The following is a 15,554-nucleotide window of genomic DNA, read 5'->3' on the forward strand; positions in this document are numbered from 1 at the left end:
ATTTGAACTGACATAATAAACAATGCCCTGCCCGCCGCATCCGGAAGGGGGAACTTATGCACCGATGAAATTATAATCAGCCATAATAACGAGGTAACAATTATTCAACCAACCTAATCTATTGCTATGATAGAATTTTACGCCAGGCGTGTTGGCGGAAGCATGGCTATGGCCCTGCTGATACAGCTTTGTGTGTCGCCGGCTACAGCGGCGCCTTTGCCCCGTCAACATGATGTATTGTACGCCACTACCCGTCCGGTTACACAGCAGCAGCCGCTTCCTCTGAAGGAGGTAATTGCGATACTGGAAGACCGGTATAAGATACGGATCAACTATACGGGCAATACCATCAAAGATCTGAAAGCAACGGTTCCTTCGCCCAAAACGGCCACGGTTAAAATGCAGGCTTACCTGCAACGCCTGCTGCAGCCATTAAACCTGGAGGTAGAAGAAGCCGGCACAGATAATTATATCATCTTCCGGAAAGATGCGCCTGCGCCGCCTGCTTCCGCACCGAAACAACAGGCGCCGGTTGCAGCTCCGGTAGCAACTGCAGTCACCACCACCCCGGCGCCCGTACAGGAGATACCCGTGCGTCCACCCGTGAAAGGACAGGTAACACAGGAAGACGGCGTGCCCATCCCGGGCGTAACCATTGTGGTGAAAGGTACGCGCAATGGGGTGCAAACCAATGCAGATGGCCGCTTTGAACTGAAAGATGTTCCCGATAACGCCGTACTGGTATTCAGCTACATCGGCTTTAAAACACAGGAAATAAAAACAGGAAAGCGTACGTCCATTTCCGTTACCCTGCTTACTGATATGCAGTCGCTGAAAGATGTGGTAGTAAACGGTTATCAGAACATTAAGAAAGATAATTTCACCGGATCAGCTGTTACCATTACGGGAGAAGAGCTAAAACGATTCAACCCCCAGAATATACTGGCCAGTATTCAATCTTTCGATCCCTCTTTTAAACTCGTGGAGAACAACTTCTCCGGTTCAAATCCCAATGCCCTGCCCAACATCAATGTAAGAGGCACCACCGCATTGCCCACCGGCAAAACCACGGAACTCACCCGCAACCAGATCAACAGCACACCCAACCTGCCGCTGTTTGTGATTGACGGTTACCCCGTTCCGGTGCAGTCGGTATATGACCTCGATCCCAACAGGATTGCGGCGGTAACCCTGCTGAAAGATGCGGCAGCCACCGCGATATACGGCTCCCGTGCCGCCAATGGCGTACTGGTAATCACTACCCGCCCTCCAAAGGAAGGCAAGCTGTCGCTCACCTATGGCTATGAACTGAACGTTACCACACCAGACCTCACGGCATACAACCTGCTCAACGGTGAACAGAAACTGGAATATGAGAAACTGTCAGGGGTATACAAAAACGCATTGGGACAGGGAGAGGACGAACTGCAGATGCAATACTACGCCAAACGCAGGAATGTACTGGCGGGGGTAAACACTTACTGGTTGTCGCAGCCGCTCGCTACCGATCTCGGTCACAAACATTCCGTTACGCTGGAAGGAGGATCACAGTCGCTCAAATATATTATCGATGGCCGTTATCAAACCAATGCAGGGGCGATGAAAGGCTCAGGACGCGATCGTTACAGTCTTGCTACCAACCTGCAATATAACCTGAAAGATAATAAAGTACTGTTCCGCAACCAGTTCACCATCTCGCAGGTAAACGGCCGTGAATCTCCTTACGGAGAATTTTCTACCTATGCCCGCATGAATCCCTATTTCCCTAAAACTGATTCTACCGGCAAGCTGCTGCGGGAACTGGATAAATGGAATGTACCCGATTACCAGACCAATGGCATGAAACTCAATACCGTGTTGAATCCTCTGTATGAAGCCACATTGGCCAGCTTCAACAAATCTGAATACCTGGAGTTTACGGACGCATTTTCTGCGGAATATAATATCACTAACACCCTGAGACTTCGCGGCGATTTCAGTTTAACCAAACGCCGCTCTACCGCCGATCAGTTCATTTCTCCCTATAGCAACGACTTCTTTGATAAAACCGGCGATGATCTGAAAGACCGTGGCAGCTACACTTTCGGTGTTCGCGATGAGATCCAGTACAATGGTAACCTGGTATTGAATTACAACAAAGGAATAGGCGATCACTTCTTCAACTCTTCACTCGGTTTAAATATGCAGGATGCTAAAAGCTCCTTGAAAACCTTTAAAGCACAAGGGTTTACGAACGACCGGTTTACTGATATCACTTTTGCCCGGACCTACGAAAAAGATAAAGCGCCTACCGGCGAAACTTATGAAGAAAGACTGGCCGGCGCTTTGGCAAGTATTAACTACTCCTATCAGAACCGCCTGCTGATGGATGCCACCCTGCGCGTGGACGGATCTTCGAAATTCGGGGCAGATGCGCGCATGGCGCCTTTCTGGTCGTACGGACTCGGATGGAACCTGCACAACGAAAAGTTTTTGCGCAACACCATTGTGTCGCAGCTGAAACTGAGAGCCACCACCGGTTTAACGGGTGAAGTATCTTTCCCGGCCTATTTATCCAATACTACTTATGAATACTATACCGGCGACTGGTACTCTACCGGTGTAGGTGCGCACTTTAAAGCGTATGGCAACTCCAACCTGAAATGGCAGCGCACACAAAACTACGACCTGGGTGCAGAACTCGGCCTGTTCCACGACCGGTTATATGTAGCGCCCCGCTATTATTACAAACGCACAAAAGATCTGCTGGCAGATATCAACGTAGCGCCTTCCACCGGCTTTTACCAGTACAAAGAGAACCTGGGAGAAATGGTGAACAAGGGATATGAGTTTAATATCCGCGGAAACGTATACCGCAAACGCGATATGTCTGTAAACCTTTGGGTGAACATGGTGCATAACACCAACGTGATCACCAAAATATCCAATGCGCTGAAAGCCTATAATGATGATATCGATAAGCAACAGAGTGAAAAGGATGAACTGAAATCTTTATCACTGCTGCGCTATAAAGAAGGACAATCCATGAATACCATTTACGCGGTAAAATCGCTGGGGATTGATCCTGAAAACGGCAAGGAAATTTTCCTGAACCCCGATGGTACTAAAACCTATGTATACGATGTGAAGAATACCGTGCCGGTAGGAGATCAGACACCTAAGCTGGAAGGGTTCTTCGGCGGTAACATAGTGTATAAAAGCTGGATGCTGGAAGTGAGCTTCTACACTAAGTTTGGCGGCGACTACTACAACCAGACACTGCTGGACCGCGTGGAAAATGCAGACCCGAGATTTAACGTAGACTCCCGCGTGTTAACTGACAGATGGAAGCAGCCGGGTGATGTTACTTTCTACAAAGACATTGCTGATCAATCACTGACGAGGGCCTCTTCCCGTTTTGTACAAAAAGAAAACAGGCTGGAATTTAAATCGCTGTACCTCTCTTATGAAGCGCCTGCAGCATTCTACAACCGTTTGAAGATGAGAAGCCTCCGTCTTTCCCTCAATATGAATGATATCGGCTACTGGTCTACCGTAGAGGCGGAAAGAGGTATTGACTACCCGTTTGCCAGGAGCTTCACTTTTTCACTTCAAACAAGGTTCTAAAATCATTATATATGAAGAAGTATTTAGTCCTCATTTTACTATTCTCCACCTCCTGCAGCAAATGGCTGGATATAAAACCGATTTCGGAAGTATCCGGCGATGAGTTGTTCAAAACCGAAGATGGCTTTAAAGACGCTGTGAATGGCCTTTACAGCCTGTGTTTGAATGAAGAGATTTACGGCAAGGAACTGATGGGTGGTTTGCCTGATGTATTGGCGCAAAACTATGCTATTCCCGTTATAGATGCGGGTGGTTACCGGCAGGCTGCTATCTATAACTATAATGATAAAAGCCTGATTGGCAGGAAAGATAAGATCTGGCAAAGATTGTATGAAGTGATTGCCAACAGCAATTTAATTCTTGCTAAAGTAGACCAGCAGAAAAATATCCTGTCAAATGTTAATTACGGCCTTATCAAAGGAGAATCGCTGGCGATGCGGGCCTGGTGTCATTTTGATGCGCTCCGCCTGTTTGCCCCTTCCTTTGCCAGCAAGCCGGGGGCACAGGGGGTACCTTATGTAACGGAGTTTTCCAAAAACGCCGCCCCCATGCAAACCGTAACAGCGCTGCTGGATTCTGTGATCAAAGATCTCACCGCGGCAAAAGAAATATTGCGTGGCGTGGACCCGATCTTAAATGCGGGTTATAAAGTAGGCTATATGATCAGGGATTCCAGTACAGAAGGCAACGGGGAAATGTTTGTACAGCAGCGCCGTCACCGTTTAAATTATTATGCAGTATGCGGTGAGCTGGCCAGGGTATATCTCTATAAAAATGACCCCGTACAGGCGTTACAGAATGCCCTGGAAATTATTAATGCAAAGAAATTCCCGTGGACCCGCCAGGAGGACTTCATGAATGGCAACGATGCAAAGAAAGACAGGATCCTGTATAAGGAACTTATATTCGGCTTCTATATGCCCAACCGGAAAGATGCCATGAACGACCAGTTCCGGAAAGGTAACGGACAGGGATTGTTTATTTCCAGCACAGAAGGCAAAAATATTTATGAAGTAGCAGGAATAGGCGGGGAGGACTTCCGTTTTAAACAATGGTTCAGCGAGCAATCCGTAAACAGTACTACCTACCTGCAACTGGAAAAATACAAGCGCACGGATGATAATCTTCACTACCTGATGGGACCGGCACTGCGGCTCAGTGAAATTTATTACATCGCGGCGGAATGCACTTTCACTACGGATCCGGGTAAAGCCTGGGCATATTTCAATGAAGTAAGACTGTACCGCGGTATCGGGCCATACACTGGCCCGGCTGATGCCAACAGTTTTTATACCGAATTGCTGAAAGAAGCGCGCAAAGAATTGTACGGGGAAGGACAGCTGTTCTACATGTACAAACGCTTAAACAGACCGATACTGGGATTAGGCGGCAAGCCGGTGGCTGCCTCTGATGGCGTGTTTGTACTGCCGCTTCCTGATGATGAAATCGCATACGGTAACCGATAAAATATAGCACATGAAAAAGATAACAGCGATAAGCATGTTCAGCTGGATCCTGCTGATAGCATGCAAAAAGCAGGATGATCTGGTGTTCCGTGAGAACAGTAATGTTTATTTTGATTTTACAGATGATATAAAGAGCACCAGGGTAGACAGCTTCTTTTATTCCTTTGCCCTTTTCCCCGAAATATCAATAGACACCCTTTTATTGCCGGTAAGGATTTCCGGTGAGCGGGTGGCATACGACAGGTGGTTCAAAGCAACCGTAGTAGCCAGCGGATCTACCGCCACCGCCGGATTGCACTACAAAGCGCTGGACACGGCATATAAGATCCCGGCCGATTCAGGTAAGGCTTATCTGCCGCTGATCATTTACGGAAGCGATCCGCTGCTGCTGGATACCTCTGTGGTGATTAAGCTAAAGATCTCTGCTTCCTCTGCATTCAGCAACGACTTTCCCTCCTACGATACTGCCAAGATTACTTTTTCAAACCGGCTGGAACAGCCGCTGTGGTGGGTGGTATGGGAAAGCGACCTCGGTGTTTATTCCCGGGTGAAGCATGAACTGTTTATCCGTACTTCCGGCACCACGGAGTTACAACTGGATAACTCCGACTGGCAATCCACTCCCAAAACATTGTTTTACCTGCGGCAGTTCCGGGCGTTTATGATGGACCCTATTGCCCGCACAGCCGACTATAAGGACAAGGGTTATGCTATCGGACAGGAACCAAACGGTACTTATTATTTCTATAATACAGGTAATCTTAATAAAAAATACCCGCTCGAATACAGTGCTGCAGACGGCAGGTATTATTTCCATGACGAACACGGGAACAGGATTGTACCACAATAACAAAAACCTATACACATGAGACATGTATTTCTATATATCATAGGCATCCTGGTATTATTTACCGCCTGCTATAAAGACAAAGGCAATTACGATTATCACCCGGTTCCCGAGCCGGTGATCACGCGGTTAGATACCGCTTACACGGCGGTTGTAGGAGATAGCTTTATCATATCTCCGAAGGTGGTGCTGGCCTCCGGCAATACAAAGTACGAGGGATTGTGGAAGATTTCCGTTCCCGGCCAGATGGGTACGCAGGATTATACCGGCCAGGAGCTGCGCATTGTATTTGGTTTGGGCGCATCGCGCTATCCCGCAGTGTATATTGTATATGATAGTATTACCGACATGAAGTACTATTATAAATTTGTCATCAACGGTACTGCTACCTTTACGCGCGGCACGGTGGTATTGAGTGATGATGTAACGGCTTCTAAAATATCTTTTATTAAGGAAGATGGCACCGTACAAGCCGATGTATATACCAATATTAATCACGATACCCTTCCTGGTGGCGCATTGCAGCTAACCATGATGAAAAATGTTAACTATGGTAATCTCATTACGGGTTACTGGGCTACTTTTAAAACAGGGGGTGTTTATATTGATCCTAATAACCTGAGCAAGGTGAGAACGCTGGCGAAGAATTTTTATTCCGATCCGGGGCCGCTGGAGGTATCTACTTTTATTCCTTCGAGTCTTGGCGTACCCGTAGGTATTATCAACAAAAAGTTATACCGCGGTGCTACAGAAACAGCGCCTTTTGCCACCTATTATGGTTTTATGGGCATCCCGCTTTCCGGTACCTATAGCTTGTCTCCGGCCATTATTGCGAGTGATCCTGATAACCGGGGTTATTTCGTGGGCTTTGAGGAAACGAAGCGGAAGCTGGTACGGATGGACTGGGGCAATTATCTTGATACTAACTACATCGTAAAAGATTCTGCATTTACCCCCAAGAACCTGAAGATGGATATGTTGCACCTGGGTCGTTTTTCAGACAATGAATGTTATGCGTTCTGCGACAGTGTTGGCCAGATCAGGGAACTGCGTTTCGGCGTGGAGTTCAGAACCGGTAGCGATCCTGTTTTTCACGCGCTGGAAAAAAGAAAGCCGGTGATTGCGGATAAGATCAATGCAGCCACACTTTGGGCAGAATCGCCGGTGGGCGTATTTTATTTTACGCAGGGAGATAAGGTATACCGGTATAACCCATTGAATAAGGATGTGAAAGAAATGGCTGCTTCTTTCAGCGGTCAAACGATTACCATGCTGAAACTGCTGGATAACGGCAACCAGTTGCTGGTGGGTGTGAGAGGCAGTATTTTTTACCTGGATGTAGGCACGGGGCATAATGGAGAAACCACGAAGAGAGTGGATGGTATTCCGGGAGCGCCGAAGGATGTGATTGTGAGAGCGAATTAATGAATGAGCCCCTATTGCATAAAACGAAGAAGCCGTCAATTATGACGGCTTCTTCGTTTTATATGTTTAGTGATTTTTATTCTCCGGTCCATTTATCCCGGTCGTCCATACTGAACTTCCAGGGGGCCATATTATTTTCGATGTTGCTGAACATGCCGGTCCATTCTGCCGGGGCGCTGGATTCTTCCATTACCAGGTGGCGGCGCAGCTGGAGGATAATATCCAGCGGGTTAATACTTACCGGGCATTCCTGTACGCAGGCGTTACAGGTAGTGCAGGCGCGCAGTTCTTCTTCCAGGATATAATTGCGTAACAGGCTTTTGTTGTCATCTGTAAAGGCGCCATTCGCTTTGATGTTGCGGCCAACTTCTTCGAGACGGTCGCGGGTATCCATCATTATTTTACGGGGCGACAGGAGTTTGCCGGTGATATTGGCCGGGCAGGCAGCTGTGCAGCGGCCGCATTCTGTGCAGCTGTAGGCGTCCAGCAGATTTTTCCAGGTGAGGTCCATTACGTCTTTGGCGCCGAACTTAGGCATGGTATCGGAGGCAGGAGCGTTGGCAGCCAGCTCCGGTTGCAGCATCAGCTGTACTTCATGCTGTACGGCAGGCATGTTTTCCATTTCACCTTTGGGCTCCAGGCTGGCATAGTATGCATTGGGAAATGCGAGGATAATATGCAGGTGCTTGGAATAGGGGAGATAGTTCAGGAAAGCGAGTACACCGGCGATGTGCAGCCACCAGCAGCTGCGCTCCAGTATTTCCAGTGAGCTATCGGACATGCCGCTGAAGATGGGCGCAAACATGCCTGAAATCCAGAAGTTGCCGGTAGCTATATAATGTGTGGCGCCTTTCGCCTGTAATGCCTGATCGGCTGCGTTCATGGTGAGGAACAGGAGCATCAGCACAATTTCGGTGATCAGGATATAGTTGGCATCTGAGCGCGGCCACCCGTCAAGATCCTTGCTCATAAAGCGTTTCAGCTTTAATATGTTTCTGCGTACCAGGAAGACGGCGCATCCGGTAATTACCAGTACAGCAAGCACTTCAAATAAACCGATCAGCACGGGGTAAACAGCGCCCAGTACGGGAACGAATAAACGATGTGTACCCAGGATACCGTCCAGGATGATTTCCAGTATTTCAATATTGATGATCAGGAATCCGGCATATACGAAAAAGTGCAATACAGCTACCAGTGGGTTACGGAACATTTTTTTCTGACCAAAAGCCAGCAGCAGCAGATTTTTCCAACGCTGATCCGGATGGTCACTCAGGTCTGTATCACGCCCCAGTAGTATATTTTTCCTTATCCGGCTTGCCTTTTGGGCAAAAAGATATACCGCTGTTCCGAATAGGATCACAAATAATAATTCTTGTACGATTTGCATTAGCTCAGATTTGACTCCCTAATTTATGTCTTTTTTAGCTATCAGCCGTTAGCGGTTAAGGTTTAGTGTATTTGATTTTTTTGCTAAGTGCTAACTGCTAATGGCTAATTGCTTATTTTTGCAATCATGGAAAGCAGGAACATCATTCTAACGCAGGATATCATTCAAAAGAAAGTTGAGCGTATTGCTTATGAAATCTATGAGCATAACAGCGATGGCACGGATATCATATTAGCCGGTATCTGGGACCGTGGCGTGATCATAGCCCATAAACTGGCCGCTATTCTCGGACAGATATCTCCCCTGAAAATCCATATTATTGAATTGCGCCTGGATAAGCAGCATCCCGGTGAAGTAGTGGTATCTGAAGAAATAGACTTCAATAACAAAGTGATAGTGGTGGTAGATGATGTGGCCAACTCCGGCCGCACCATGCTTTACGCCCTGAAGCCGCTGCTGAAGTATCTCCCCAAAAAGATCCAGACGGCTGTACTGGTAGACCGTAAGCACAAATCTTTCCCTTTATCCGTTGACTTCGTAGGATATTCACTGGCTACCACGCTGCAGGACATGGTGCTGGTAGAAATGAACGGGGAAGAAATTGTTTCCGCTTACTTTGAATAAGTGATTAAAAATAGATTGCGTGTAATTTCATGTTCCCCTTTGAATTGATTTCAAAGGTGGGGGCAGGAAACTTCAGCATATTCAACACCTGGAATATTACTTTAACGCCTTTTTTCCGTGTGGGTATTTTTGTAAAATCCACATCGGGGGAAAGATAGAACTGGCGTATACGCCGGAGCTGACTGTAGTCGTGGTAGATACTGTGTTCGTCTGTCCAGGTATTATCGCGGCCGCCTATCATACCCTGTGAGCCATATCCCACGGCAATATTCAGCCATTTGGGGAGCCGGCTTTCTTTCCGGAAGGAGTAAAGGTTTACTGACAGCCAGTACGTTTGACCGTTATAATCTTTCAGGGTTCTTTCCCAGAAGGTGGTGCCAAAGAGCTGATCTGCCTTATGCTGTAATACCGGGTCATCGTAATGTTGTGGATGCGCCGAAAACTTTAGCTGGATACGTTGTTCGTTCCAGGCCAGTTCCTGGCTGATGAGCAGGGCAGACCCGATGGCGTTGGCGCCCATATCTCCCCAGGAAAATCCCCATTCAGCAGAGTAGCCGTCCAGCACTTCCACAACGGACTGGTAGGCAAACCCGCTCAGGCCGCCGATCCAGATTTGTTTTTTTCGTGGTAGTCCCGACCAGCGCCACATTTCGCGGCTGTATTTCCCGATGAAGTATGCGCTGAAAATATGCCCGGCCTTATCCACCTGGTTCCATTCGCCCATATCATTAAAGAAATGAAATCCCGACCTGGGGTAGCCTTTGTACCAGGCGGTGTTGAGCGCTGCCAGTCCGGCGCCATAAAGGGCTGCAGTAGTGCCGCTCAGGATCCATACGCGTGATGGGATGGTAGTATCGGGTATAGTGGAGAAAGGCACTTTTTTTTGTGCCATGCTGCTGAAAAACGGCAGTAACAGGATCAGGATAAGCAGTGGCTTTTTCATGCGGGTAGCTAAACAATACCGGGAATGCTGAAAGGGGGGAAATTCCGGAGGAGTCCATTCTTTCAACATTCCCGGTTTTTATCATCTTTTCAGATGACGGGCTTTATTTCAGTTTCAGATCCTGAATAATGCCGGTTATTTTCTGATTCAGTTCAGCGGTCACCTTGTCGTAGTCACCTGCGTTGGCTAAAGGCGCATTTACGCTGAAATAGAATTTGATCTTTGGTTCAGTACCGGAAGGACGGGCGGATATTTTGCTGCCATCTTCCAGTACAAACTGCAGTACATTGGATTTCGGGAGGTCCAGCGATTTAATGTCGCCGGTTTTAATATCCCTGATCTGTTGCAGCTGGTAGTCGTAAAGGGTTACAACCGGTGAGCCGTTGATGGAAACCGGTGGATTTTCGCGGTATCCGCGCATCATTTCAGCGATTTCTTCGGCGCCTCTCATTCCCTTCTTGGTAATAGAAATCAAACTTTCCATGTAATAGCCATAGCGTACATAGATGTCGATCAGTTGTTCAAACAGGGTTTTGCCCTGGCTGCGTGCGTAGGCGGCCATTTCACAGATCATGGCTACAGAGGCGATGGCGTCTTTATCGCGTACATTCTGACCAATCATATAACCATAGGACTCTTCACCTCCGCAGATGAAGTTTTCCTTTGGCTCTTTCCGGCGGATCAGGTCAGCGATCCATTTGAAGCCGGTAAGTACGTTATAGCAGGTAATATTGTTTTTGGCAGCAAATACATCGATCAGGTCGGACGTTACAACTGTTTTGGCAATATAGTCGTTTGCTTTGGCGAGTCCTTTGCTTTTGCGGCTTTCCACGATGTAGTTAAACAGCAGTACGCCGGTTTGATTACCGTTGAGCAGGATCCATTCTCCTTTCAGGTCTTTCACGGCAATGCCTACACGATCGGCGTCGGGGTCGGTACCCAGGAGGATATCGGCATCGAGTTCTTTGGCTTTTTTGAGGCCGAGGCTCATGGCTTCCGATTCTTCCGGGTTAGGGTATACTACGGTGGGGAAGTTTCCATCGGGGGTAGCCTGTTCCTGGACAATGTTTACATTGGTAAAGCCGTATTGTTCCAGCAGCTGGGGTACCTGGGTGATACCGGTACCGTGAATAGGGGTATATACTATTTTAAGATCGTGCTGTTGTTTGTTAATATCGGGATTGATGGACAGGCTGAGCAGTTCCTGACGGTATGCTTCGTCTATTTCTTTACCGATGAGGGTGATATTGGCTTCACCACCGGTCCATTTCACCTCATCCGGGGAAGCGATGTTCTCTACTTCACGGATCACATTGTTATCGTGTGGTGGTACCAGCTGTGCGCCGTCGTCCCAGTAGGCTTTGTAGCCATTGTATTCCTTCGGGTTATGGGAGGCGGTAAGTACCACGCCACCCTGGCATTGAAGGTAACGGATGGTAAAAGACAGTTCCGGGGTGGGGCGCAGGCTTTCAAAAAGAAACACCTTAATGTCGTTGGCGGCAAAAACGTTGGCAACGGTTTCCGCGAAAAAGCGGGCATTATTGCGGCTGTCGTGTGCAATGGCTACCTTAATTTCGCCGGTAAAGGTTTTTTTGAGGTAATTGGCGAAGCCCTGAGTGGCCATTCCAAGGGTATATTTATTCATGCGGTTGGTGCCAACGCCCATGATACCCCTGAGGCCACCGGTACCAAATTCGAGGTTACGGTAAAAAGCGTCGTTGAGATCATCAGGGTTCCCTTCCTGCATTTTTTTCAGTGTGGCAACGGTTTCAGCATCGTAATTACCGTTGAGCCATTGCGTTACTTTGCTTTGAATATTTATATCCATGATCTTTTTTTTGTGAGCCGTAAGTGCTAAAATGGATTGTAAAGTAAAAATAAAAAAATGAATGTTGGAAATTACAGATTTCAAAATACATTGAAAATCCCTTGTATTGGTTAATTTTGCGGCCATGAGGCGGTATGAAGATACTTATAAACAAAAAGGATTACGTAAACAGTTAGTCGATAGTATCCGTCAGAAAGGTATTACAGATGAAAACGTACTGGCAGCTATTGGCAATATTCCCAGGCATTTTTTCCTGGATACGGCTTTTGAGAGTATAGCTTACGACGACAGGGCCTTCCCTATCGGGGAGGGGCAAACCATTTCGCAGCCGTATACGGTAGCCTATCAAACGCAGCTGCTGGAGGTAAAACCCTATGAAAAAGTGCTGGAAATAGGGACAGGCAGCGCCTACCAGGCATGTGTGCTGGCCGAGCTGAAAGCCAATGTATTTACGATAGAACGACAACGGAAGCTGTTTGACCAGGTAAAAAGTTTTCCTTTTAAAGCCCAATATCGTAATCTTCGTTTCTTTTACGGAGATGGTTATGAGGGATTGTCTACCTATGCGCCCTTTGACAAGGTGCTGGTAACGGCAGCAGCACCCTATATCCCTGAAAAATTGCTGCAACAGATGAAGATCGGCGGCAAAATGGTGATTCCCGTTGGCGGGCAGGAGGTACAGCGTATGCTGCGCATTACCAAAATCAGCGAAACGGAGAATGAGCAGGAGTTATTCGATAACTTCTCCTTTGTACCCATGCTGGCCGGAAAAAAATAATGCAGGGGAGATGAAGCCCCTGCACTGATATGATCCTGCCTGATTAAAGCCGTCCTGCGCCCTCCCTGGGCTTTTCTTCTTCCTGTTTTTCTTCTTCTTCCTGTGGTTTCTTTTTCTTAAAGAGGTTCGGGTCCATTTTGCCAAAACGGTAGCGCACATTCAGCCGGATGAAGCGGGTAGTCCTTTTACGGTCGTAATCCTGGATGAAGGTATTGGTTTCATAATGTGAGCTGAACTGCTGCGTATTCAGCAGATCCGAGATATTGAGGGCCACCACCAGCGATTTGTTCAGCAGTTCCTTGCGGAGTCCCAGATCAATTCCATTCATGGCTTTGAATGTTCCCTGCGGCTGAATACGGGGAGAGCGGAAATGACCGCCTAGCTCCACACTAAACTTACCGGGTAAACGAAATTGTGTGTTCCCGTTTAATCCGTAGCTGAAGTTTTCATTATTGATGGCGATGCTGGTAAGCTTGCTGTATTCTACATTCAGATTGGCCCATACTTTCCACCACTTGGTAAGGTTTAAGCTATAAGACACATTTCCGCCCATATTTTGCTGGGTGGCCAGGTTCATGGGTTTGGTGGTGGTAACGCCGGAAATGGTATCGAGGGTGCTGATACGGTCTATGTTATCATTTGTTTGCGCGAAATAGGTACTGGTGCTCAGGTAATTATTGGATTTGGGATAATATACCGAGTAGCCTACCTCAAACTTATGCGACAGTGCCGGCTGCAGCTCCGGGTTACCCGTGCGGATATTCTGCGGATCCGAGTTGTTGATATATGGTAGCAGCTGATCAAAGTTGGGCCGGTCTATCCGGGTGGAATAGTTGAACACCAGGCTCTGGTTCTGGTTTTTCGGCATATTGTATTTGAGGAATACGCTGGGAAACAGGTTAAAGAAACGGTTATTCACCGTGGTATCTTTTGTAAACGAGTATCCTTTGAGCTGCGATTGTTCTGCACGCACGCCTACCTGGTAACCGAGGTTGCCGATGGCGTTGGCGAAATTGAGATAGCCTGCGTAAATATCTTCTTCATAATCATATTTATTGGACAGGGTGGGGCTGATCACATAATCTTTTTCGTCCCAGTCGAACAAGGTGGCTACGTAGTTATTGTCGATATGCCGCATGGTGGTTTTCACCCCTGCTTCCAGTTTACCTTTCTTACCAAGTGGGGAAGTGTAGTCCGATTGCAGGTTCCAGAAGCGGTTGCCATTTTTCCCTTTATTGCTTTGTTTATCGGCGTTGGGAAGCGTATCAACAGATGCGATGTGATACTGGGTATTGTAGTTACTTCCGCTGCTGCTGTTATTGCCGCTATAGCTGATGTAGGCTGTGAGTTCCTGGTTGGGTTTATCGAAAGTATGTTTGTAACTGAGATTGGTATTTTTATTATTGCCGCGGTTGTAACTGTTATTGGCACGTTCCCCGTTACGCAGGGATTCCATTTTCTGGTCCATGTAGTTCAGGAAGATGTTGTCTTCATTCTGGCTGTGGTTATAGTTCAGCCCCTGCGACAGCGTGAAGGTATTGTGATCATCCATGAAGTAATCGAATCCGAAGCGGCCGCCGTTGTTGGTGTTCCTGTTTTCATTTTTGCTGATCTGGGAGAAGTACCAGGTATCGCTGCTGTCTGCGATAAGATTCTGGCGGAAGCTTTTTCCGCTGCCGTTTACCTGTTCGTAGCGACCGTTGTAGTTGGCGAAGAAGTTAAACCGTTTCATACGCAAACTGGCATTGGCGCTTCCGAAGCCTTCTCCGCGGGTAGTGCCGCCTGCGTTGAACATTACGTTGTAGCCGATGGCCTTATCTTTTTTCAGGACGATGTTGATAATACCGCCGCTGCCGTTGGCTTCAAATTTCGCGGAGGGATTATTGATCACTTCCACCCGGTCGATGCTTTCCGCGGGGATCATTTGCAGGGCTGTTTTAGCATCCCCGAAAGGAGAGGGTTTACCATCTACATAAATAGTAACACTTTTACCACGGAGCGTAATGTTATCATCAATATCCACATCCACGCTGGGAATGTTTTTTAGTATATCCGTTCCCGTTCCTCCTTCTGCATTGATCATATTACCGGCATCAAATACCTGCCGGTCTATTTGCATGGAGAAGGCAGGTTTTTCTGCTTTTATTTCCACTGCGTTCAGCACTTTACCGGCAGGTTGCAGGCGAAGTGTGCCGGCCAGCGTATTTTTCCCTTCTGTTACCCTCACTGCCTTTTCCAGTTTTTCGTATCCCATAAAGGTGATGCGGACAACATAGATGCCGGGCGTAATATTATTGAGTGAGAAGGCGCCGGTGGGAGTGGTATAAGCGCCGGTAACCATAGAGGAATCTACTTGCTTGAGTAGTACCACAGAAGCATATTCGATAGGTTTCCCGGTAACAATATCTGCTACTTTCCCTGTTATCTTCAGGCTTGTGGGGATTGGCGTTTGTGCGTTGACGTTATACGACGCAACAAACAGCACGACCATGAGTGAGAAAAAATTTCGCATGCGTGGACTTAGCAACTTTAATAATGATACAACAACAGCGTAAAAGTAACAGGCGTATGTTTAAACATTCACGAAATATGATGAGTGGTAGCTAAAAAAACATGGCCGGCAGCGTGTTGTAACACTACTAACCGG

General features: G+C 47.4%; 10 protein-coding genes. 6 read left to right on the top strand and 4 right to left on the bottom strand.

The genetic code is table 11. The features are described from left to right. Positions 1-126: 126 nt before the first annotated feature. The 4 genes from ACMXI2_RS05505 to ACMXI2_RS05520 are packed head-to-tail and all read left to right on the top strand — an operon-like array spanning position 127 to position 7,344. Positions 127-3,606 carry a SusC/RagA family TonB-linked outer membrane protein gene (locus ACMXI2_RS05505; RefSeq protein ID WP_483780696.1) on the top strand — a complete coding sequence of 1,160 codons (3,480 nt, stop codon included), beginning with the start codon at positions 127-129 and terminating at the stop codon, positions 3,604-3,606. Positions 3,607-3,617: 11 nt separating this feature from the next. Further along, positions 3,618-5,072 carry a RagB/SusD family nutrient uptake outer membrane protein gene (locus ACMXI2_RS05510; protein ID WP_483780697.1) on the top strand — a complete coding sequence of 485 codons (1,455 nt, stop codon included), beginning with the start codon at positions 3,618-3,620 and terminating at the stop codon, positions 5,070-5,072. A gap of 10 nt (positions 5,073-5,082) precedes the next feature. Then, on the top strand, positions 5,083-5,922 hold the full coding sequence (locus tag ACMXI2_RS05515) for a DUF4843 domain-containing protein (protein ID WP_483780698.1): 840 nt from the start codon (positions 5,083-5,085) through the stop codon (positions 5,920-5,922). Positions 5,923-5,937: 15 nt separating this feature from the next. After that, positions 5,938-7,344: a PKD-like family lipoprotein gene (locus ACMXI2_RS05520; protein ID WP_483780699.1), complete on the top strand. Its 1,407-nt coding sequence runs from the start codon at positions 5,938-5,940 to the stop codon at positions 7,342-7,344. A gap of 76 nt (positions 7,345-7,420) precedes the next feature. Here ACMXI2_RS05520 and ACMXI2_RS05525 read toward each other — a convergent pair whose 3' ends face one another. Further along, the gene (locus ACMXI2_RS05525) at positions 7,421-8,734 is read right to left on the bottom strand and encodes a 4Fe-4S dicluster domain-containing protein (protein ID WP_483780700.1); all 1,314 of its coding nucleotides are present in this window, start codon (positions 8,732-8,734) and stop codon (positions 7,421-7,423) included. Between the two features lie 126 nt (positions 8,735-8,860). On the opposite strand from ACMXI2_RS05525, the gene ACMXI2_RS05530 reads away from it, so the two are divergent. Beyond that, on the top strand, positions 8,861-9,358 hold the full coding sequence (locus ACMXI2_RS05530; RefSeq protein WP_483780701.1) for a phosphoribosyltransferase family protein: 498 nt from the start codon (positions 8,861-8,863) through the stop codon (positions 9,356-9,358). Between the two features lie 4 nt (positions 9,359-9,362). Here ACMXI2_RS05530 and ACMXI2_RS05535 read toward each other — a convergent pair whose 3' ends face one another. After that, a complete protein-coding gene (locus ACMXI2_RS05535; protein WP_483780702.1) occupies positions 9,363-10,301 on the bottom strand; it encodes a DUF2279 domain-containing protein in 939 nt (312 codons plus the stop codon). A gap of 103 nt (positions 10,302-10,404) precedes the next feature. Beyond that, entirely contained in the window at positions 10,405-12,129 is a 1,725-nt protein-coding gene (locus ACMXI2_RS05540) for a phospho-sugar mutase (RefSeq protein ID WP_483780703.1), read from the bottom strand. Between the two features lie 124 nt (positions 12,130-12,253). Between ACMXI2_RS05540 and ACMXI2_RS05545 the strand changes: the two genes are divergently transcribed. Beyond that, positions 12,254-12,907, top strand: coding sequence for a protein-L-isoaspartate(D-aspartate) O-methyltransferase (locus tag ACMXI2_RS05545; RefSeq protein WP_079468543.1), 654 nt, complete (start codon positions 12,254-12,256; stop codon positions 12,905-12,907). A gap of 43 nt (positions 12,908-12,950) precedes the next feature. On the opposite strand, the gene ACMXI2_RS05550 is transcribed toward ACMXI2_RS05545, so the two are convergent. Then, positions 12,951-15,419 (bottom strand): TonB-dependent receptor, encoded by a 2,469-nt coding sequence (locus ACMXI2_RS05550; protein ID WP_483780704.1) that lies wholly within the window; start codon positions 15,417-15,419, stop codon positions 12,951-12,953. Positions 15,420-15,554 lie beyond the last annotated feature (135 nt).

This window comes from Chitinophaga sp. G7 BAM 1005, from assembly GCF_057126945.1.